General features: G+C 65.6%; 18 protein-coding genes. 7 read left to right on the top strand and 11 right to left on the bottom strand.

The genetic code is table 11. From position 1 onward, the window contains the following. Positions 1 to 59: 59 nt before the first annotated feature. Positions 60 to 788: an NYN domain-containing protein gene (locus KYN89_RS03685; protein WP_029140489.1), complete on the bottom strand. Its 729-nt coding sequence runs from the start codon at positions 786 to 788 to the stop codon at positions 60 to 62. Between the two features lie 79 nt (positions 789 to 867). On the opposite strand from KYN89_RS03685, the gene lipA reads away from it, so the two are divergent. Together lipA and KYN89_RS03675 are read left to right on the top strand one after the other, a co-directional pair. Next, positions 868 to 1,836 carry a lipoyl synthase gene (lipA, locus tag KYN89_RS03680; RefSeq protein ID WP_248284965.1) on the top strand — a complete coding sequence of 323 codons (969 nt, stop codon included), beginning with the start codon at positions 868 to 870 and terminating at the stop codon, positions 1,834 to 1,836. Continuing rightward, positions 1,836 to 2,294, top strand: a complete 459-nt coding sequence (locus tag KYN89_RS03675) for a type II toxin-antitoxin system RatA family toxin (protein WP_222823841.1) — start codon at positions 1,836 to 1,838, stop codon at positions 2,292 to 2,294. The genes lipA and KYN89_RS03675 overlap by 1 nt, the downstream gene beginning before the upstream one ends. Here the strand turns inward: KYN89_RS03675 and KYN89_RS03670 are convergent. Further along, on the bottom strand, positions 2,255 to 2,755 hold the full coding sequence (locus KYN89_RS03670) for a CinA family protein (RefSeq protein WP_197636421.1): 501 nt from the start codon (positions 2,753 to 2,755) through the stop codon (positions 2,255 to 2,257). The genes KYN89_RS03675 and KYN89_RS03670 overlap by 40 nt on opposite strands. A 3-nt stretch (positions 2,756 to 2,758) precedes the next feature. Beyond that, positions 2,759 to 3,913, bottom strand: coding sequence for a bifunctional 2-C-methyl-D-erythritol 4-phosphate cytidylyltransferase/2-C-methyl-D-erythritol 2,4-cyclodiphosphate synthase (locus KYN89_RS03665; RefSeq protein WP_222823840.1), 1,155 nt, complete (start codon positions 3,911 to 3,913; stop codon positions 2,759 to 2,761). 62 nt (positions 3,914 to 3,975) lie between these two features. Here KYN89_RS03665 and dusB point away from each other — a divergent pair, with 62 nt between their 5' ends. From dusB to hflX, 5 genes are all read left to right on the top strand, one after another. After that, a complete protein-coding gene (gene dusB / locus KYN89_RS03660; protein ID WP_222823839.1) occupies positions 3,976 to 4,995 on the top strand; it encodes a tRNA dihydrouridine synthase DusB in 1,020 nt (339 codons plus the stop codon). A gap of 117 nt (positions 4,996 to 5,112) precedes the next feature. Beyond that, the gene (locus KYN89_RS03655) at positions 5,113 to 7,332 is read left to right on the top strand and encodes a sensor histidine kinase (RefSeq protein ID WP_248284964.1); all 2,220 of its coding nucleotides are present in this window, start codon (positions 5,113 to 5,115) and stop codon (positions 7,330 to 7,332) included. Positions 7,333 to 7,360: 28 nt separating this feature from the next. Further along, positions 7,361 to 8,740, top strand: coding sequence for a nitrogen assimilation response regulator NtrX (gene ntrX, locus KYN89_RS03650; RefSeq protein ID WP_010238147.1), 1,380 nt, complete (start codon positions 7,361 to 7,363; stop codon positions 8,738 to 8,740). 183 nt (positions 8,741 to 8,923) lie between these two features. Next, positions 8,924 to 9,574 carry an RNA chaperone Hfq gene (gene hfq, locus KYN89_RS03645; protein WP_248284963.1) on the top strand — a complete coding sequence of 217 codons (651 nt, stop codon included), beginning with the start codon at positions 8,924 to 8,926 and terminating at the stop codon, positions 9,572 to 9,574. A gap of 41 nt (positions 9,575 to 9,615) precedes the next feature. After that, positions 9,616 to 10,932 carry a GTPase HflX gene (hflX, locus tag KYN89_RS03640; RefSeq protein WP_222823837.1) on the top strand — a complete coding sequence of 439 codons (1,317 nt, stop codon included), beginning with the start codon at positions 9,616 to 9,618 and terminating at the stop codon, positions 10,930 to 10,932. A gap of 105 nt (positions 10,933 to 11,037) precedes the next feature. Here the strand turns inward: hflX and mazG are convergent, their stop codons facing one another. From mazG to KYN89_RS03600, 8 genes are all read right to left on the bottom strand, one after another. Then, entirely contained in the window at positions 11,038 to 11,808 is a 771-nt protein-coding gene (gene mazG, locus KYN89_RS03635; protein ID WP_222823836.1) for a nucleoside triphosphate pyrophosphohydrolase, read from the bottom strand. A gap of 169 nt (positions 11,809 to 11,977) precedes the next feature. Further along, complete coding sequence (locus tag KYN89_RS03630) at positions 11,978 to 12,145, bottom strand: hypothetical protein (RefSeq protein ID WP_222823835.1); 168 nt, start codon at positions 12,143 to 12,145, stop codon at positions 11,978 to 11,980. Then, positions 12,142 to 12,909, bottom strand: coding sequence for an MBL fold metallo-hydrolase (locus KYN89_RS03625; protein WP_010238132.1), 768 nt, complete (start codon positions 12,907 to 12,909; stop codon positions 12,142 to 12,144). Before KYN89_RS03625 ends, KYN89_RS03630 begins: the two co-directional genes overlap by 4 nt. Continuing rightward, positions 12,906 to 13,700 (bottom strand): TatD family hydrolase, encoded by a 795-nt coding sequence (locus KYN89_RS03620; protein WP_222823834.1) that lies wholly within the window; start codon positions 13,698 to 13,700, stop codon positions 12,906 to 12,908. The genes KYN89_RS03625 and KYN89_RS03620 overlap by 4 nt, the downstream gene beginning before the upstream one ends. Continuing rightward, a complete protein-coding gene (gene metG / locus KYN89_RS03615; RefSeq protein ID WP_222823833.1) occupies positions 13,700 to 15,262 on the bottom strand; it encodes a methionine--tRNA ligase in 1,563 nt (520 codons plus the stop codon). Before metG ends, KYN89_RS03620 begins: the two co-directional genes overlap by 1 nt. Then, positions 15,255 to 16,214: a DNA polymerase III subunit delta' gene (locus KYN89_RS03610; protein ID WP_222823832.1), complete on the bottom strand. Its 960-nt coding sequence runs from the start codon at positions 16,212 to 16,214 to the stop codon at positions 15,255 to 15,257. The genes metG and KYN89_RS03610 overlap by 8 nt, the downstream gene beginning before the upstream one ends. Continuing rightward, a complete protein-coding gene (tmk, locus tag KYN89_RS03605; protein ID WP_222823831.1) occupies positions 16,211 to 16,858 on the bottom strand; it encodes a dTMP kinase in 648 nt (215 codons plus the stop codon). Before tmk ends, KYN89_RS03610 begins: the two co-directional genes overlap by 4 nt. After that, positions 16,855 to 18,006, bottom strand: a complete 1,152-nt coding sequence (locus tag KYN89_RS03600) for a D-alanyl-D-alanine carboxypeptidase family protein (protein WP_346727185.1) — start codon at positions 18,004 to 18,006, stop codon at positions 16,855 to 16,857. Before KYN89_RS03600 ends, tmk begins: the two co-directional genes overlap by 4 nt. Between the last annotated feature and the right edge of the window lie 23 nt (positions 18,007 to 18,029).

The raw sequence follows: 18,029 nt of genomic DNA, 5'->3' as shown, positions 1-18,029 counted from the left end.
AAAGAACGGCGAGGGAGGGAGACCTTCCGCGCCGTTTTCCTTTCTCATGCGTGTGCGGATCAGCGCAGGCGCTTTACGTACATCCCGCTATTGTCGCGCCGTTCCACCTTGAACTCGTCGATCGCCTCGAACAGGTCGGAAAGCCGCTTGTATCCGTAATTGCGCACGTCGAAGCTGGAGCGGTTGCCGGCGATCTTGCCGACTTCGCCCATTGGCGCATAACCGTTTTCGTCCCGCTTCGCCGCTTTCCACGCGGTGCCGAGCAGCTCGACCAGTTCGTCGTCGATCTGGCCCTTGCCCTTCGCGGCGCGCGCCTTAGGCGTTTCCTGCTCATCGGAGGCGCCCTTGATCAGCGCATCGATGTCGATGAAGCGGGTGCACGCGCTCTTAAAGGCCGCGGGCGTCTTGTTCGTGCTGCCGAAGCCGTAGACGACCAGCCCGTCCTGCCGCAGCCGCGTGACAAGCGGGGTAAAGTCACTGTCCGAGCTCATGATCCCGAAACCGTCGACCTTGCCCTGATACAGCAGATCGATCGCATCGATGGTCATCGCCATGTCGGTCGCGTTCTTGCCCGCCGTCAGGTCGAACTGCTGCTGCGGACGGATGCCGTATTTGTGAGTGATCTTGTCCCAGTTGGCGAGGTTGTTCTTCGCGAAATTGCCGTAGGCGCGCTTGATGTTGACCTGGCCGAGCTCGGCCATGACGGTCAGCACCGGGTCGATGCCCTTGGGGGTGGTGTTGTCCGCATCGATCAGCAGGGCGATATTCTTGAGGGTCTCTTCGGTCATGCCCGCCACATGGGCGAGCGGAGCCCCACTGGCAAGGCGCGGCATTGCCTCTGCCGGGCGAGGCTCCTAGATGGCGGGCATGAACGACCTCTCCTCCGCCCCCGAACCGCACGACAACCGCGCACCACGCCCGCGCAAGCCCGACTGGATCAGGGTCAAGGCGCCGGTGAGCAAGGGCTATCACGAGACGCGCCGTCTGATGCGCGACCTCAGCCTGAACACGGTGTGCGAGGAAGCGGCCTGCCCCAATATCGGCGAGTGCTGGGAGAAGAAGCACGCGACCGTCATGATCCTCGGCGATGTCTGCACGCGCGCCTGCGCATTCTGCAACGTCAAGACCGGGATGCCGCGGCTGGTCGACCCGATGGAGCCTGAGAATGTCGCGGTGGCGGCAGGCAAGATGGGTCTGGAACACATCGTCATCACCAGCGTCGACCGCGACGACCTGCCCGATGGCGGGGCGGGGCAGTTCGTGAAGGTGATCCAGGCGCTGCGGCGCGAGACTCCGAACACCACGATCGAAATCCTCACGCCCGACTTCCGCGGCAAGATGCGCCCCGCGATCGAGGCGATCTGCGAAGCCGGGCCGGACGTGTTCAATCACAACCTCGAAACGGTCCCGCGCCTGTATCCGACGATCCGCCCCGGCGCGCGCTATTACGCCTCGCTGCGCCTGCTCGAAGAGGTGAAGTCGCACGATCCGCTGATCTTCACCAAGTCGGGCATCATGCTGGGCCTGGGTGAGCAGCGCCTCGAAGTGCATCAGGTGATGGACGACATGCGCAGTGCCGACGTCGATTTCATCACCATGGGGCAGTACCTGCAGCCGACGCCCAAGCACGCGAAGGTGGAGGATTTCGTCACTCCCAAGGCGTTCGACGCGTTCGGTTCGATCGCGCGCGCCAAGGGCTTCCTGCAGGTCGCGGCGAGCCCGCTGACCCGCTCCAGCTATCACGCGGGCGACGATTTCGCGCAGATGAAGGCGGCGCGCGAAGAGCGTCTTCAGCGCGACGCGGGGCGCAAGGCCGGAAACGCCGGAGCCCGCTGATGCCTGGCATCCACCAGCAGCGCGTGCTGCCGTTCACGCCCGAACAGATGTTCGATCTGGTCGCCGACGTGAAGCGTTACCCCGAGTTCCTGCCATGGGTGATCGCGACCCGGATCCAGTCCGACAGCGAGACTGAGATGGTTGCGGACATGGTCGTCGGCTTCAAGGCGATCCGCGAGAAGTTCACCTCGCGGGTGGAGAAGCACCGCCCCCAGAGTATCAGCGTCCACTATATCGACGGGCCGCTGAGCGACCTTCAGAACGACTGGCGCTTCAACGCCGTCGACGGCGGTTGCGAGATCGATTTCTGCGTCGATTTCACGTTCAAGAACAAGATTTTCGAGCGGCTGGCCGGGGCCTATTTCGACCGTGCCTTTCGCCGGATGATGGCCGCGTTCGAGGATCGCGCCCACGAACTCTACGGCAATAGCAGCTCCAGCGCACACAGCGTCGCCTGACGGCGGATTTCGCCGCGGCCCAGGTCGCCGAAGGATTTTAGTTCGCCCTCAGGCTCGCCATCGTGTCCGCGCACGGCCCGCGCGAATACGACCGTGCCGACCGGCTTGGTCGCACTTCCGCCGCCGGGGCCGGCCACTCCGCTGATCGCAACCGCGACATCCGCATTGCTGTTGGCAAGCGCGCCCTGCGCCATCGCCCACACGCAGGCGATCGACACCGCACCGAAGGTCTCGATGATGTCCTGCGGAACTCCCAGCATCTCCATCTTCGATTCGTTGGAATAGGTGACGAAGCCGCGATCGAGCACGGAGGAGGAGCCCGGAATCTCGGTGATCGCCGCGCTCACCAGCCCGCCGGTGCAGCTTTCGGCCAGCACGAGTGTGCGGTTCGCGTCGCGGTTCGCCTCGACCACCTTGGTGGCCAGTTCGACGACATTGGTGGGGAGCAGGATGTCGGTCATGCGCTAGAAATCCTCCCTGATCAGCGTGGCGACCGCTTGCGCGGCAATGCCTTCGCCGCGGCCGGTGAAGCCCAGCCTTTCAGTAGTGGTCGCTTTTACGCTGATCGCATCGGCCTGAACACCGGCGATTTCCGCGATTGTTTCACGCATCGCGTCCTTGTGCGGGCCGATCTTGGGGGCTTCGCAGATGATCGTGAGGTCGAGATTGCCGATCCGGTAGCCTGCCTCACTCGCCAGGCTGACCGCGTGGGCCAGAAACTGGCTGGATCGCGCGCCTTTCCAGCGTTCGTCGCTGGGCGGGAAGTGGGTGCCTATGTCGCCATTGCCGATCGCGCCGAGCACCGCGTCGACCAGCGCGTGAAGCGCGACGTCGGCATCGCTATGGCCTGCAAGGCCCTGATCGTGATCGATTTTCAGCCCGCCGAGCCATAGCTCCTCGCCATCGGCGAGGCGGTGAACGTCGAAGCCGGTGCCGGTGCGCACGGGTGGTGCCTGCATCGCGAAATCCTCTGCGAAGGTGAGTTTGGCAAGGCGCTGCGAGCCTTCGACGATGGCGACTTCGCCGCCCGAATGGCGCAGCACCTGCGCGTCATCCGTGGGCTGCGTTTCGCTGTCCCAGGCGCGGTGCGCCGCGAGAATCTCGGCAAAGCGGAACCCTTGCGGGGTCTGCACGCGGGCGAGGGTGGAGCGGTCTTCCTGACCCGTCATCACGCCGTTTTGCGTGCGCGCGATGGTGTCCACCAGAGGCAGTGCGGGGATCGCGCCAGCATGGTGCTCAAGCGCACTCAACACGCGTTCAACGACAGCTAGCGGGACACAGGGGCGCGCAGCGTCGTGGATCAGCACCGCTTCCGGCGGATCGAGCGCGAGTGCTTCCAGCCCGGAGGCGACCGAGGCCCGGCGGGTCGCGCCGCCCTCGACGAACATGATATTCTCCAACCCGGCGGTCGCCTCGCGGGCAAGGTCTTTCGCATCGGGGGCGATCGCGATCACGATGCGGTCTGCGCCTGCTTCGAGAAGATGCTCCACTGAGTGGCGCAGCACCGGCTTGCCGCGCCAGCGGACATATTGCTTGGGGATCGCCTGCCCGGCACGTGTGCCGGAGCCTGCGGCTACGATAATCGCGGCGAAGCGGGGGGCTGGTGCGGGGGATGGCATGGAGCCGAGAGGGCTACGCGCTTGCGGGAAGCGCGGCAATCCACTATTTGGCGCGTTTCCCCATGATGCAAGTACCAACCCCTCCCTCGGCCCCGAAGCCGATCGCCATCGGCGACGTGCGCGTCGAGACGCCCGTGGTCCTCGCGCCGATGACCGGTGTGACGGACATGCCCTTCCGCACGCTGGTGCGCCGCTACGGCTCCGGCCTCAACGTGACCGAGATGATCGCCAGCGAGGCGGCGATCCGCGAGACGCGCCAGAGCGTGCAGAAGGCCGCGTGGGACCGGATCGAGGAACCGGTCAGCATGCAGCTGGTCGGGTGCGATCCCGCGAGCATGGCCGAGGCTGCGAAACTGCAGGAAGGCAACGGCGCGGCGATCATCGACATCAATTTCGGCTGCCCGGTGCGCAAGGTCGTCGGCCAGCTGGCGGGCAGCGCGCTGATGCGCGAAGTGCCACTGGCGACGAAGCTGATGGAAGCGACGGTCAAGGCGGTCGATGTGCCGGTGACGGTCAAGATGCGCATGGGCTGGGACCACGACAGCCTCAACGCGCCCGAACTCGCGCGCATTGCCGAGGATCTGGGCGTGAAGATGATCACCGTCCACGGCCGTACCCGCAACCAGATGTATAAAGGTAGCGCCGACTGGTCCTTCATCCGCAAGGTGAAGGATGCGGTCAGCATTCCCGTGATCGTCAACGGCGACATCTGCGGTGTCGACGATGCCGCGAAGGCGCTCGAGCAATCGGGCGCGGACGGGCTGATGATCGGGCGCGGCGCCTATGGTCGCCCGTGGCTGCTCGGCCAGGTGATGCACTGGTGGCAGACGGGCGAGAAGCGCGCCGATCCGCCGCTCAACGAGCAATATGCCGTGGTGGTGGAGCATTTCCGCCGGATGCTGGACCACTACACGCCCGAAGTGGGCGTGAAGATCGCCCGCAAGCACCTGGGCTGGTATGTGAAGGGCCTCTACGGCTCGTCCGAGTTCCGCAAGGCGGTCAACTTCATCGACGATCCGGCACAGGTGTTGGGCGAGATCGAGCGCTTCTACGAACCCTTCCTGGTTCGCAACGCTGCCTGAGCGGATTGTCCCGCAGACATGCGGGCTACGAAGCGTTGCCAAAATGCGACGCGAAGTGGGACGTATCGGCGTTTGTAACTTGTATTCTGGCAACAGCGATGTTGTAAACTGGCAACGATGAGCGCTTCGGACGGCACAACTCCACGCGGATCGCGCCTCGCACGGCGCATGGTTGTGGCATCGCGCCGGGCCAACCTCTTCCGCTGGCTCGAGATCGGCGCCGGGGTTGCGCTGGCGATCATGATCGTTGCGACCTGGACCGCCTTCTCCACGACACCGGACGAAACCGAACTGTTGCCCACGCGGCAGATTTCCTTCCTGCTTGTCGGCACGTTGGTGCCCGCGATGGCTCTGGTGGTGCTGTTTGGTCGGCGGCTTGCCCTGCGCCGCGCAGCGGGTAGCACGGCGCGGTTGCATGTGCGCCTTGTGTTCGTGTTTTCGATCATCGCGGCAGTGCCCACCCTGCTGGTCGCGGTGTTCGCGGCAGTTCTGTTCCAGTCGGGGGTCGATTTCTGGTTTTCCGGCCCCTCGCGAGGATTGTTCGAAAGCACCGCCGATCTGGCCGAGGGGTTTTTCGAGCAGAACCAGTACGAAGTTGCTCAGGAAACGCGCGCGATGGCGGGCGACATGCTGGTCCTGCTGCAGAAGCGCTCGGGTCCTGATCTCGCCGATCGTGCCTTCCTGGAGGATTACACCTATCAGATGCAGGCGCGCGAGATCACCGAAAGTGCGATCCTGCAGGCATTTCCCGACGGCAAGATGACCACTGCGGTCGCGATCGGCCTGGTCGAGGGCAATGAGCCGGCGACCAAGGGTGCTGCCGCTCTTCCGCAGCTCAAGGAGGGCAAGCCCGAGGTTGTGTTCGCCAACAAGGAGCGGATCGAGGCGGTGACCCCGATCGACACCGCAGCGGGCATCTATCTCTATAATGCTCGCAACATCGAAGCGCTGTCTTTCAACAACTACCAGCTCGCGAGCCAGATTATCGAGCAGTATTCGGCGCTGACCACGCGTGCGCGGGCGCTCCAGCTGCGCTTCAACCTCGCGCTGTTCTTCGTCTCGCTCGCGCTGGTCATCTTTGCGGTGTGGTTCGCGCTGCGCTTTGCCGACCGGCAGGTCGAGCCGCTGACCAATCTGGTGCTCGCCGCGCGCAAGGTCGGCGCGGGCAACTTCTCGCTGCGCGTCGAAGGGCGCACCGGAGCGGACGAGATCGGCCTGCTCAACCGTGCGTTCAACCGGATGACCGCGCAGCTGGAGGCGCAGACGGACGATCTGGTGCGCGCCAATCACGAGCTCGACGAACGGCGCGCCTTCATCGAGGCGGTGCTGGAATCGATGACCGCCGGGATCGTCTCGATCGACGAGGATGGGACGATCCAGCTGATGAACACCTCGGCCAGGGCGCTGCTGTTCGACGATCCCTCGCAGGATGGGCGGGGGAGGGCGTTCGCCGAAATCTCCCCGCAGATCGCGGGAGTCATGGAGCAGGGCGGGGATCGCGGCATCGTGACCCTGAACAGGGGCGCCGACCTGCTGACGCTGGCAGTGCGGATCGCGCCTGCAACCGGCGGCAAGGTGATCACCTTCGAGGATATTACCCGCCAGCTGCTCGACCAGCGGCGCGCCGCATGGTCCGATGTGGCGCGGCGCATCGCGCACGAAATCAAGAACCCGCTGACCCCGATCCAGCTCGCGACCGAGCGCCTCAAGCGCCGCTACCGCACCAAGGTGGGCGATGACGCCGCGCTGTTCGACGAGCTGACCAGCACGATCGTGCGGCAGGTCGGTGCGCTGCGCAAAATGGTCGACGAGTTCTCCTCCTTCGCGCGGCTGCCCAAGCCGGTGTTCCGCGACGAGAATGCTCTCGACCTGGTGCGTCAGGCGGTCTTCCTGCAGGAGGTTGCGCATCAGGACATCGCCTTCACCTTCGACACGCCCGAAGGCGAAGTGCCGCTGAGCTGCGACCGCCACCAGTTCGGCCAGGCGATGACCAATGTGCTCAAGAACGCGGTCGAGGCGGTCGAGGCGCGCGCCGCCGAAGAGGGCGAGGGCTTTGCCGGGAAGATCGCGGTGTCGATCGCACCGGGCGATGACGTGGTCGATATCTGCGTGACCGATAATGGCGTGGGGCTGCCTGCCGATCGCGACCGGATCGCAGAACCTTACGTCACCACGCGCGAGAAAGGCACCGGCCTCGGCCTCGCGATCGTGACCAAGATTGTGGAGGAGCACGGGGGCGAGATGAGTTTCGCACCGGCCCCCGATGGCGGCACGCAGGTGATCCTGCGCTTCGCCCGCACCCCCGAAGAACCCGCGTCCGAAGAGACGCCGGCATGATGCCGAACACCCTTGGAAGGAGGCGCTGATGGCGCTCGATATTCTGGTCGTCGACGACGAACGCGACATTCGCGATCTGGTCTCCGGCGTGCTCAGCGACGAGGGCTACGAATGTCGCGTCGCGGGCGACAGCGGGACCGCGCTGCGATTGGTCGACGAACGGCGCCCCAGTCTCGTGCTGCTCGACGTGTGGCTCCACGGCAGCCCGATGGACGGGCTCGAGGTGCTCGACGCGATCAAGGCGCGCGAGCCGGAACTGCCGGTGATCATCTTCTCGGGCCACGGCAATATCGACACGGCCGTTTCCGCGGTCAGCCGCGGGGCGATGGATTTCATCGAGAAGCCGTTCGAGACCGAGCGGCTGCTGCTGCTGGTCGAGCGCGCGACCGAGACCGAGCGGCTGCGGCGCGAGAACACCCGGCTGCGGCAGGATAATGGCGGTGCGGGCGAGGAATTCACCGGCAACTCCGCCGCCGTGAACCAGGTCCGCGCGACGCTCAAGCGGGTTGCCAGCACGGGCAGCCGTGTGCTCATCAGCGGCCCTGCGGGGTCGGGCAAGGAAGTCGCCGCGCGGCTGCTGCACAGCTGGAGCCCGCGCAGCGAAGGCGGTTTCGTGATCGTCAATTCGGCGCGGATCACGCCCGAGCGGTTCGAACAGGAGCTGTTCGGCGAAGAGGCGGAGGGCAAGCTGGTCCGGCCCGGGCTGCTGGAGATGGCCGATGGCGGCACGCTCTATCTCGACGAAGTGGCGGATATGCCGCTCTCCACCCAGGCCCGCATCCTGCGCGTGCTGACCGAACAGAGCTTTGTCCGCGTGGGTGGCAACCGGCAGATCGGGGTCGACATGCGGGTGGTCAGCTCCACCTCGCGCGATCTGCAGAAGGAAATCGAGGAAAAGCGTTTTCGCGAGGATCTGTTCTACCGGCTCAACGTGGTGCCGGTGGAGATCCCCTCGCTGGCCGACCGGCGGGACGATATTCCCGCGCTGGCGACCCATTTCTTCGCCCGCTATGCCGCCGAACAGGGCCTTCCGCCGCCCGAGGTGAGCGAAGAGGCGCTGGCGACACTGCAGGCCTACGACTGGCCGGGCAACGTGCGCGAGCTGCGCAATGTGGTGGAGCGCACCGTGATCCTCTCTCCGCGCGACCAGATGAGCGTGATCGAGCCGGACATGCTGCCGGGCGAGATCACCGAGGGCGGAGTGAAGGGCGGCATCGGCCTGTCCAGCCTGATGGGTGTCCCTCTGCGTGAAGCGCGCGAGGAGTTCGAACGTGAATACCTCACCGTGCAGATCCGGCGCTTTTCGGGCAATATTTCCAAGACGGCGAGTTTTATCGGAATGGAACGCTCGGCCTTGCACCGAAAGCTGAAGATTCTCGGCATGACCGATCGCAAGGACGACGGCTGAACGCGCATCTTCCCGGCCTTGCAGGAGTTAACGAACTCCGCTTACCGGAACGCAAGGCCGCGGCGCGCATTTTTCGGTTGAGTAGCGGTTGTCGCCTTCCCCCGTGCGCGACATCCGCAGATATATGAGCGCCCGCTAGCCGTGCCCAATGCGCGGATGGCCAAGAACAATAGGAACAGGGTCATGCCCGAAGGAAAAACGCTCTCCATTCGCACCAAGCCCAAGGCCGCCGACGACGAAGTCGCCAGCGTAGCCGAGTCCAGCGCGGCTGCGCCCGCACCGGCGCGGAAGACCACGCGGCCTGCGCCCGCCCGTGCGCGAGGAGCCCGCGCTTCGGACGACAAGCAGCCGGGCCTGCAGGATTCCTTCCTCAACCTGCTGCGGCGTGAAAAGGCGCCGGTCACGGTGTTTCTGGTGAAGGGCGTAAAGCTGCAGGGCATCATCACCTGGTTCGACAATTTCAGCCTGCTGCTGCGCCGCGACGGCCACTCGCAGCTGGTCTACAAGCACGCGATCAGCACGATCATGCCGGCTTCCGCGATGGATGCGGAACAGTTTTCCAGCCAGGACGGCAGCCGCAAGCAGCGCCAGCTTCAGGACGTGTTCCTGAGCCGGGTGAGCGAGGCAGAGGTTCAGGTGACGATGTTCCTCGTCAACGGGGTCATGCTCCAGGGCCGGATCGCCGCCTACGACCTGTTCTGCACGCTGCTGGAGCGCGACGGTTACGTCCAGCTCGCCTACAAGCACGCGGTATCGACCATCCAGCCCGCCGAACCCGTCGACCTGAGCGACTGGGAAGAGGACGAGCCGGATCACGACGACGACGACGATTGACAGGAACGACCTAGATTTTCGAAGATGACCTGCAAGGCGAGGTGACGCGCGGTGCGCGCGCGCTCGTCATCTGCCCCGACATTCGCGGCCAGATCCACGACCTGCCGGCCGAGGAGCGCCTCGCCGAGGCGGTCGGCCTCGCGCACGCGATCGGGATCGAGGTGGCGGAAAGCTATATCCAGCCGATCCGCGACGTGCGGCCCGCCACACTGTTCGGGGCGGGGCAGGTCGAACAGATCGGCACCCAGGCCGAACTGGCCGAGGCAGAGCTGATCATTGTCGACGGCGCGCTCACCGCGATCCAGCAGCGCACGCTGGAGGAGAAGCTGGCACGCAAGGTGATCGACCGGACCGGGCTGATCCTCGAAATCTTCGGCGAACGCGCGGCGACCGCCGAAGGGCGGTTGCAGGTGGAGCTTGCTCATCTCGACTATCAGGCGAGCCGTCTGGTGCGCAGCTGGACCCACCTCGAACGCCAGCGCGGCGGCTACGGCTTCCTCGGCGGGCCGGGCGAAACGCAGATCGAGGCAGACCGGCGGATGATCCGCACGCGCATGGCGCGGCTGCGGCGCGACCTCGAACAGGTCAAGAAGACCCGCGCGCTCCACCGCGAGCGGCGCACCCGCGCGCCCTGGCCGGTGATCGCGCTGGTCGGCTATACGAACGCGGGCAAGTCGACCATCTTCAACCGCCTGACCGGCGCGGACGTGATGGCCGAAGACCTGCTGTTCGCCACGCTCGACCCCACGATGCGCGCGATCAGCCTGCCTGCGGTCGAGAAGGCGATTCTGTCCGACACGGTGGGCTTCATTTCCGACCTGCCGACGCAGCTGGTCGCCGCGTTCCGTGCGACGCTGGAAGAGGTCACCAATGCCGACCTGATCCTGCACGTGCGCGACATCGCCAACCCGGCAAGCGCAGCGCAGAAGACGCAGGTGCTGGAGGTGCTGCGCGGGCTCGGCGTGGTCTCCGGGGGCGAGGAGGGGGAGGAACCCGTCAGTTCGATCCCCATGCTCGAAGTGTGGAACAAGTGGGATCTGCTGGCCGACGATGTCCGCGAAGACCTCGCCGCGCGCGCCGCGGAGGATGATAGCGTGGTGCCGCTGTCCGCCGAAACCGGGTTCAATATGGACGCGCTAGAGACGCGGATCGGCGACGCGCTGACCCGCGAGGCGAGCGTGTGCGAATTCGTGCTGCCGACATCGGCCGGGCGCGAGATCGCGTGGCTGCACGCGCATGGCGACGTGCTGGAGGAAGAAGAGCTTCCTGCCGGGGAGGGCGGTGCACCGCGCCACCGGCTGCTGGTCCGCCTCGGCCCCAAGGAACGCGGCCAGTTCGAGAGTTTCGGGGTGAGTTGAGCGTATCGGCAATGTCATGCTGAACTCGTTTCAGCATCCAGATCTCAATCCGAATGAGTCGGACACGAGGAAGGCTGGACCCTGAAACGAGTTCAGGGTGACGGCCTATCTTTCCTTCTCCGCGCGCTTGACCGCCTGCCACAGCGCCTCCTGCGCATCGAGGTCGAGCGTGGCGAATTCCCCATCCCCCAGCGCCTCCATTCCGCGATAGCGCCGTTCGAACTTGTCGTTCGCGGCGCGCAGTGCAGCCTCGGGCTGGATTCCGTATGCGCGGACGAGATTGACTGCGGCGAACAGCAGATCGCCCGCTTCCTCCTCGCGCGTTGCATCGTCCGCTTCGGCCAGTTCGCGCGTTTCCTCGGCGATCTTGGCCGCCGCGCCGGAGGGATCGGGCCAGTCGAACCCGTCGCGTGCCGCGCGCTTCTGCAGTTTTTCCGCGCGGAGCAGTGCGGGGAGGGCGCGGGCGACGCCGTCCATCGCGCTTTGCTGGCCTTTCGCCTCGCGCTCCTGCGCCTTCAGCGCTTCCCAGCGGGTCTCGTCCATCGTGCCATCGCTGCCGCCGAAAATGTGCGGATGGCGCGCCTCCATCTTGTCCGAAATCGCCTGCGCCACGTCCTCGAACCCGAACAGGCCGCGTTCCTCGGCCATGCGCGCATGGAACACGACCTGCAGCAGAAGGTCGCCCAGTTCCTCGCGCAGTTCCGCCATGGCGTCACGCTCGATCGCGTCGGCGACCTCGTAGGCTTCCTCGATCGTGTACGGCGCGATGCTGGCGAAATCCTGCGCCAGATCCCATTCGCAGCCATGGTCCGGATCACGCAGCCGCGCCATGATGGCGAGCAGGCGATCGATCTGGGGTGTCGGTGTGTGCGTCATGACGCACGAGTAGGGCCAAGAGCACGCCGCGTCAGCAGCGGATTTGAGCAGCGGATCGGCGAACGCACTAGATGGATAATATATATTATGTAAAATAAGGGATGGGCCGAGAGCGGCAGGATCGAGCTATCGGGCCGCCCTGCCGGGTTCTTACCCCGGCTCGCGCGCTTCAGCGCACCATCGTTATCAGCAGCATCAACCCGCAGATGATCACGGCCCACATCAGCGCGTGGCGCAGCGACGTCTTCCAGTTGAGCCCGCGCGCTGCGAACGCGCTGACCGCGAGGATCAGCCAGCCGACCAGCGCGATGATCTGGACGACTTCGAACTGGTTCACGCGGCGACCACCATTCCGTCGTAACCGACCTGAACGCCCGCCGGAACTTCGCCCGATAAAGTCTTGTAATCCATGCTTTTATCAAGGTGCGTCAGGACGATCTTGCCGACCTTGCAGCGTTTGCCGAGTTCCAGCGCCATGGCGAGATTCGCATGGGTCGGGTGTTCTTCCCGGCGGAGGCAATCGCACACGAGCAGGTCCACGCCCTTGAACAGCGTGACCATCTCGCTGGTTATTTCACTGAAATCAGTGGCATAGCCGATGGACTTGTCATCGCATCCGAAGCGATAGCCTGTGCTTTTCGCCGGGCCGTGCGGCATCACGCACCAGTTGACGGTGAAGCCCGCAAAAAGCCGCAGCCGGTCGAGCACCTCCAGCTTCACGATCGTCGGATAGCCGTGTTCGCCTGCGAAAACGTAGGAAAAGCGCGCCTTCAGCCGCCGCACCGTCTCCTCGACGCCATAGCCCGGGATCGGGCCGCTGCGGCCGTATCGCAGCGCGCGCAGATCGTCGATTCCGTGGCAATGGTCGGCATGGTCGTGCGTCCAGAACACGCCGTCGACATTGGTGATCTTGTTGCGCAGGAACTGGTCGCGCAGATCCGGCGGGGTGTCGACCAGCAAGCGTGCGCCGGCGTCGTTCTCCACCACGATCGACACCCGCGTGCGGCGGTTGCGCGGTTCGGACGGATCGCACGCACCCCAGTCGCCATTGATGCGCGGAACGCCGGTCGACGTACCCGAGCCGAGCAGCGTGACCTTCACGCCGTTGCCTTGCCCTGCTGGCGCGTCTTCGCGAACAGCGCGTGGAAGTTGTGCGTGGTCTGCTCGGCCAAGGCCTCTACGCTGGTCTCGCGCAGATCCGCCACGAATTGCGCGGTATTGGCGACGAAGGCCGGTTCGCAGGTCTTCCCGCGATGCGGCACGGGCGCGAGGAACGGGCTGTCGGTTTCGACCAGCAGCCGGTCCGCCGGGATGATCTTGGCGACCTCCTGCAGATCCTTCGCGTTCTTGAAGGTGACGATGCCGGAAAGCGAGATCGAGAGGCCCAGATCTAGGACTTTGCGCCCGAAGCTTTCCGAGGCGGTGAAGCAATGGATCAGCGCGGGGTAGGCCCCCTTCCCCATCTCTTCCTCGAGGATTGCGGCGGTGTCATCCTCGGCATCGCGGGTGTGGATGATCAGCGGCAGCCCGGTCTCGCGCGCAACGTCGATATGCATGCGAAACAGCGCCTGCTGCGTCGCCCGGTCGGACTTGTCGTAGAAGTAATCGAGCCCGGTCTCGCCGATCCCGACCACTTTGGGGTGCTGCGTCGCTTCGAACAGCGTCTCGCGCGCGAGATCGGCATGGCCATCGGCATTATGCGGATGGATGCCGACGCTCGCCCAGACATCCGGCTCGCGTGCGGCGGTGGCGACGACCTGGTCCCACTCGTCCTGCTTGGTGGAGATGTTCAGGAAGCCCCGAACCCCGGCCTCGCGAGCACGGGAGAGCACTGCGTCCTGATCGTCGACCAGGCCTTCGTATTCGAGATGGCAGTGGCTATCGATCAGCATCAGCCTGCGTCCTCAGCCTCTGGCAGTTCGAGGCGCGGGAACAGTGGGCTCGGCGGTGCGACGCGGTATCCGGTGCGCACCAGCGCGCCATACCAGCCCTCATCGGCCAGATCCTCGAAAGTTCGCGCGTCTTCGGCAATGCCCAGCATGGTCAGCAGGTGGTCCGCTTTCTCCGGAATCACAGGCTGGATCGCGATGGCGAGGTCTCGCAGCGCGATAAACAGCGTCTGCAGCACGGTGCGCATCCGCTCCGGGTCGGTCTTCTTGAGCGCCCACGGCGCCTGCTCGTCGACATACTGGTTGCAGGCGTAGACCGCCTTCATCCACGCCTCGATCCCGGTCGAGAAGGCGAGCTTTTCGAACTGCTTGGGCAGGCCTTCGCGGCAGGCATCCTGCACCGTGGTCAGCAGCGCCTTGTCATCGCCTGCGGGCGAATAGGCACCGAGCTCGCCGTCGAGGTTCTTGGCGATCATCGAAAGCGTGCGCTGCGCGAGGTTGCCGAAGCTGTTGGCCAGCTCCGCATTGGCGCGAGTTACGATCGCTTCGGGCGAATAGCTACCGTCCTGCCCGAAGGCGATTTCGCGCATCAGGAAGTACCGCAGCGCATCCACCCCGAACTGTTCGGCCAGCACATTGGGATCGGTCACATTGCCGAGCGACTTCGATTCCTTCTGCCCGCGGTTGAGCAGGAAGCCGTGGCCATAGACCTGCCTGGGCAGCTCGACCCCGGCACTCATCAGAAAGGCGGGCCAGTAGACCGTGTGGAAGCGGATGATGTCCTTGCCGATCAGGTGCAGGTCGGCGGGCCAGTATTTCCAGTCCGCGCCCTCTTCCGGGTAGCCGAGGCCGCTGATGTAGTTGGTCAGCGCGTCGACCCACACGTACATCACGTGGTCTTCGGCACCGGGCACCTGCACGCCCCAGTCGAAGCTGGTGCGGCTGACCGAAAGATCGCGCAGGCCGCCTTCGACGAAGCGCATCACCTCGTTGCGGCGGCTGTCGGGCTGGATGAAATCCGGCTGCGAGGCATAGAGGTCGAGCAGCTTGTCCTGGTATTTCGACAGGCGGAAGAACCAGCTTTCCTCAACGGTCCATTCGACCGGGGTGCCCTGCGGAGAAAGTTTCTCTCCCCCTTCTCCTTCGACCAGCTCCTTCTCGTCGTAGAAGGCTTCGTCGCGGACCGAATACCAGCCTTCGTAGCGATCGAGATAGAGGTCGCCGTTGGCCTCCATCTTGCGCCACAGCGCCTGGCTGGCGGTGTGGTGGCCAGCTTCGGTGGTGCGGATGAAGCGGTCGTAGGAAATGTTCAGCCGGTCGAACAGGTCGCGGAAATAGCCGCTCATCTCGTCGGCGAGCTCGCGCGGGGTCTTGCCCTGCTCCTCCGCCTTGCGGGCCATCTTCAGCCCATGCTCGTCCGTGCCGGTCTGAAACCGCACGTCGCGGCCCTTCAGGCGCTGGAATCGCGCGATTACGTCGGCAGCGACCGTCTCGTAGGCGTGGCCGATATGCGGCTTGCCGTTGGGGTAATGGATCGCGGTGGTAATGTAGTAGGGTTCAGCCATCGGAAGCGGCTCTATTCGGCGCAGCCGAAGCGAGCAAGGTGCCGATTTCCATCGCGAGGAAACCGGGGTCGAAATTATAGCTTCGCGCCTGGCCCGAGATCGTCACCAAACGCGCATGCGCATCGACCAGAGCGGGAATGTCGATCGAGTCGGGCGATTCCAGCTTTTGCGCGAGCACGGTGCGCGCGAGGTCGAGCGTGGCGGAAAGCCGCGCCCGGTCGGGCCGCGCGCCGATTTCTTCGCCCAGTTTGCCGCGCAGCACGAAAGCCGGGTCTCCCTCGCTCGCGATCTGGCGCATCAGCGCCTCTGCAGGGGCGAGGTCCTGTGCGATGAACGACAGCGCGGCCCCCGGCGCTCCGCCGCTGGCGCGCGCCGCCAGCGTGATCTCGGCGGGGTCGGCATGGTCGCCGGCGGCGCGCAGGGCATCCTCGACCGCGCCCATGGACAGCGGATTGAACCGCAGAATCCGGGCGCGCGAGCGGATCGTGGGCAGCAGCAGGCCAGGGCGATGGGTCACCAGCAGGAAGAACGTGCCCGCCGGCGGTTCCTCCAGGCTCTTGAGCAGCGCGTTGGCGGCGCTCCGCTCCAGATCGTCTGCCGGTTCGATAATGATCGCGCGAAAAGCGCCGAGCGTCGGCCGCGTGGTCAGCCGAGCCTGCATCGCGCGTATCTGGTCGATCGAGATGTTGCGCTTGGTTTCGAAAGCCTCGCCCTTCTCCGCCTTCTTCGCTTCCTTGTCGTCCTTGGGCAGGTGGGTCAGCAGCTGGATGTCGGGGTCGTTATCCGCCACCGGCGCATCGCGCCCGATGGCGACCAGCTCGCGCGCGGCCGCGAAGGCGAAGTCGTGCTTTCCCAGCCCCTTCTTGCCCGCGAGAATCCACGCGTGGTGCATGCGCGGACTGGCCAGCGCGGCGCGCCATTCGCGCCATTGGGGGGCGTGATGATCGGTCACGCTTCGCCGACGAGCAGCGGAGCAAGCTCCCTCATCACCGCTTCGTGAACCGCGTCGGCACTGCCCGAAGCATCGATCTGGATGATGGTGTCGTCATCCTGCGCCAGCCCGGCGAACCCGCGCGCGACATCCGCGTGATAGCGCGCATCGCGCCCGCCGATGGCGTCCACCTCGTCCCCGTCGCGCTTGCGCAGCCGTTCGGCGACGTCGTCGCCCGGCGCTTCGAGCAGGAAGGTGCGACACGGCAGCAAGCCGCCGCTGCCGATCTGGTGGAGCGTGCGCACTTCTTCATCGCCGAGGCCCCCGGCGAGGCCCTGATAGGCGCGGCTCGACAATACGAAGCGGTCGCACACGACCCAGCGGCCTGCCATCAGCGCGGGCTTGATCGCCTTGGCCACATGGTCCGACCGGGCGGCGGCGAACAGCATCGCTTCGGCCTGCACGCGCCAGCCGGTGCCCGGCGGTTCGAGCAGCAGCTTGCGGATCATCTCCGCCCCGGTGGTGCCGCCCGGCTCACGGGTCAGCAGCGCGTCGATCCCGCGGTTCGCGAGTGCTTCGACCAGCCGCTTCGCCTGAGTCGACTTGCCGACGCCCTCGCCGCCCTCGAACGCGATGAAGCGCGCCTTGATGTCGTGATGCGTCACCGGAAAAGCCCGGCAAACCCGTTGCCGATCCGCTGGAACAGCCCCGCCTCGGGCACGTCGCGCGCGGCGTAGAGCGGCAGGGTGGAAGGCTCCATCCCCGGCACAGCGATCTCCAGCGTGGCGACCGCTTCGCCTTTGGCGATCGGAGCCCGCAGCGGCCCGTCGTAGCGCACGGTGAGTTCAGGTCGCGCGCCATCGCCGCGCGGGGTCGCGACGCGGATATCCTGCGCCGCGACCAGCGGCAGCTGGTCGACCGCGCCGTTCTGAACCTGTGCGGTGGCGGCAGGCTTGCCTTTCCTCACCAGCAACGTGCTGTCGAATGCGTCGAAACCCCATTCGATGAAATCGCGTGCGGCCCGGTTGCGCACCTGGCCGCGATCGGCCCCCGCAACCACCATCACCAGCCGCCGCCCGTCGCGCTCCGCCGTGCCGAGGAAGCCGTAGCCGGCCTGATCGGTATAGCCGGTCTTCAGCCCGTCCGCGCCGTCCACCCGGCCGGTGATCGGATCGTGATTGTCCTGCGCGATGCCGTAGGCCTTCAGGCCGGTGCGGCCGTAGTAATAGTCGAAAAAGTCGGGATGGCCGCGGATGATCCGCGTCGCCAGCCGCCCCAGATCGCGCGCGCTGGTGAAGGTGTGTCCTTCGTCCGGCCAGCCATTGGGCGTGCCGAAATAGCTGTCGTGCATGCCGATCGAACGGGCGGTGGCGTTCATCCGCGCGGTCCATTTGTCCACGCTGCCCGCTGCGCCTTCGGCCAGCACGACCGCTGCGTCATTGGCAGAGACCGTGGTGATCCCGATCAGCAGCTCGTTCACCGAAGGCCGTGCACGGCGCGGGAGGAACAGGGTCGATCCCTTGCGATGCCATTCGTCGAAGCTGGCGTCGCGATAGGGCATGCGCTGGTCGCGTCGCAGCTTGCCATCGGCGAGCATGTCGAACGCCACCAGCGTCGTCATCACCTTGGTGATCGAAGCGGGGACGAAGCGGCGGTCGATATCGCGCGCATAGAGCGTCTGTCCGCTCGACAGATCGATCATGTAGGCGATCGGCGCCTGTTCGGGGGTCGGGGGCGAAGGCTGGGCGCTGAGCCCGGTTGGCAACGCGAGCGACAGGGCGGCGAGAAAACCCACCACCCGGGCCCGGTTCACCAGAGATGAAGACAATGCGGTTG

Origin of the sequence: Alteriqipengyuania abyssalis (assembly GCF_019857185.1) — a bacterium.
Classification (GTDB): Bacteria; Pseudomonadota; Alphaproteobacteria; order Sphingomonadales; family Sphingomonadaceae; genus Alteriqipengyuania; species Alteriqipengyuania abyssalis.
The sequence above is the reverse complement of the archived record's forward strand: the minus strand, read 5'-3'. Positions and strand labels throughout refer to the sequence as shown.

Bases quoted from the DNA above. Each gene is read 5' to 3' on its own strand.
- KYN89_RS03620 (WP_222823834.1), bottom strand. From the start codon at position 13,700: ATGCTGATCGATAGCCACTGCCATCTCGAATACGAAGGCCTGGTCGAC.
- dusB (WP_222823839.1), top strand. From the start codon at position 3,976: ATGATGCAAGTACCAACCCCTCCCTCGGCCCCGAAGCCGATCGCCATC.
- KYN89_RS03670 (WP_197636421.1), bottom strand. From the start codon at position 2,755: ATGACCGACATCCTGCTCCCCACCAATGTCGTCGAACTGGCCACCAAG.
- lipA (WP_248284965.1), top strand. From the start codon at position 868: ATGAACGACCTCTCCTCCGCCCCCGAACCGCACGACAACCGCGCACCA.
- metG (WP_222823833.1), bottom strand. From the start codon at position 15,262: ATGGCTGAACCCTACTACATTACCACCGCGATCCATTACCCCAACGGC.
- KYN89_RS03675 (WP_222823841.1), top strand. From the start codon at position 1,836: ATGCCTGGCATCCACCAGCAGCGCGTGCTGCCGTTCACGCCCGAACAG.
- mazG (WP_222823836.1), bottom strand. From the start codon at position 11,808: ATGACGCACACACCGACACCCCAGATCGATCGCCTGCTCGCCATCATG.
- KYN89_RS03655 (WP_248284964.1), top strand. From the start codon at position 5,113: ATGAGCGCTTCGGACGGCACAACTCCACGCGGATCGCGCCTCGCACGG.
- KYN89_RS03665 (WP_222823840.1), bottom strand. From the start codon at position 3,913: ATGCCATCCCCCGCACCAGCCCCCCGCTTCGCCGCGATTATCGTAGCC.
- KYN89_RS03685 (WP_029140489.1), bottom strand. From the start codon at position 788: ATGACCGAAGAGACCCTCAAGAATATCGCCCTGCTGATCGATGCGGAC.
- hfq (WP_248284963.1), top strand. From the start codon at position 8,924: ATGCCCGAAGGAAAAACGCTCTCCATTCGCACCAAGCCCAAGGCCGCC.
- ntrX (WP_010238147.1), top strand. From the start codon at position 7,361: ATGGCGCTCGATATTCTGGTCGTCGACGACGAACGCGACATTCGCGAT.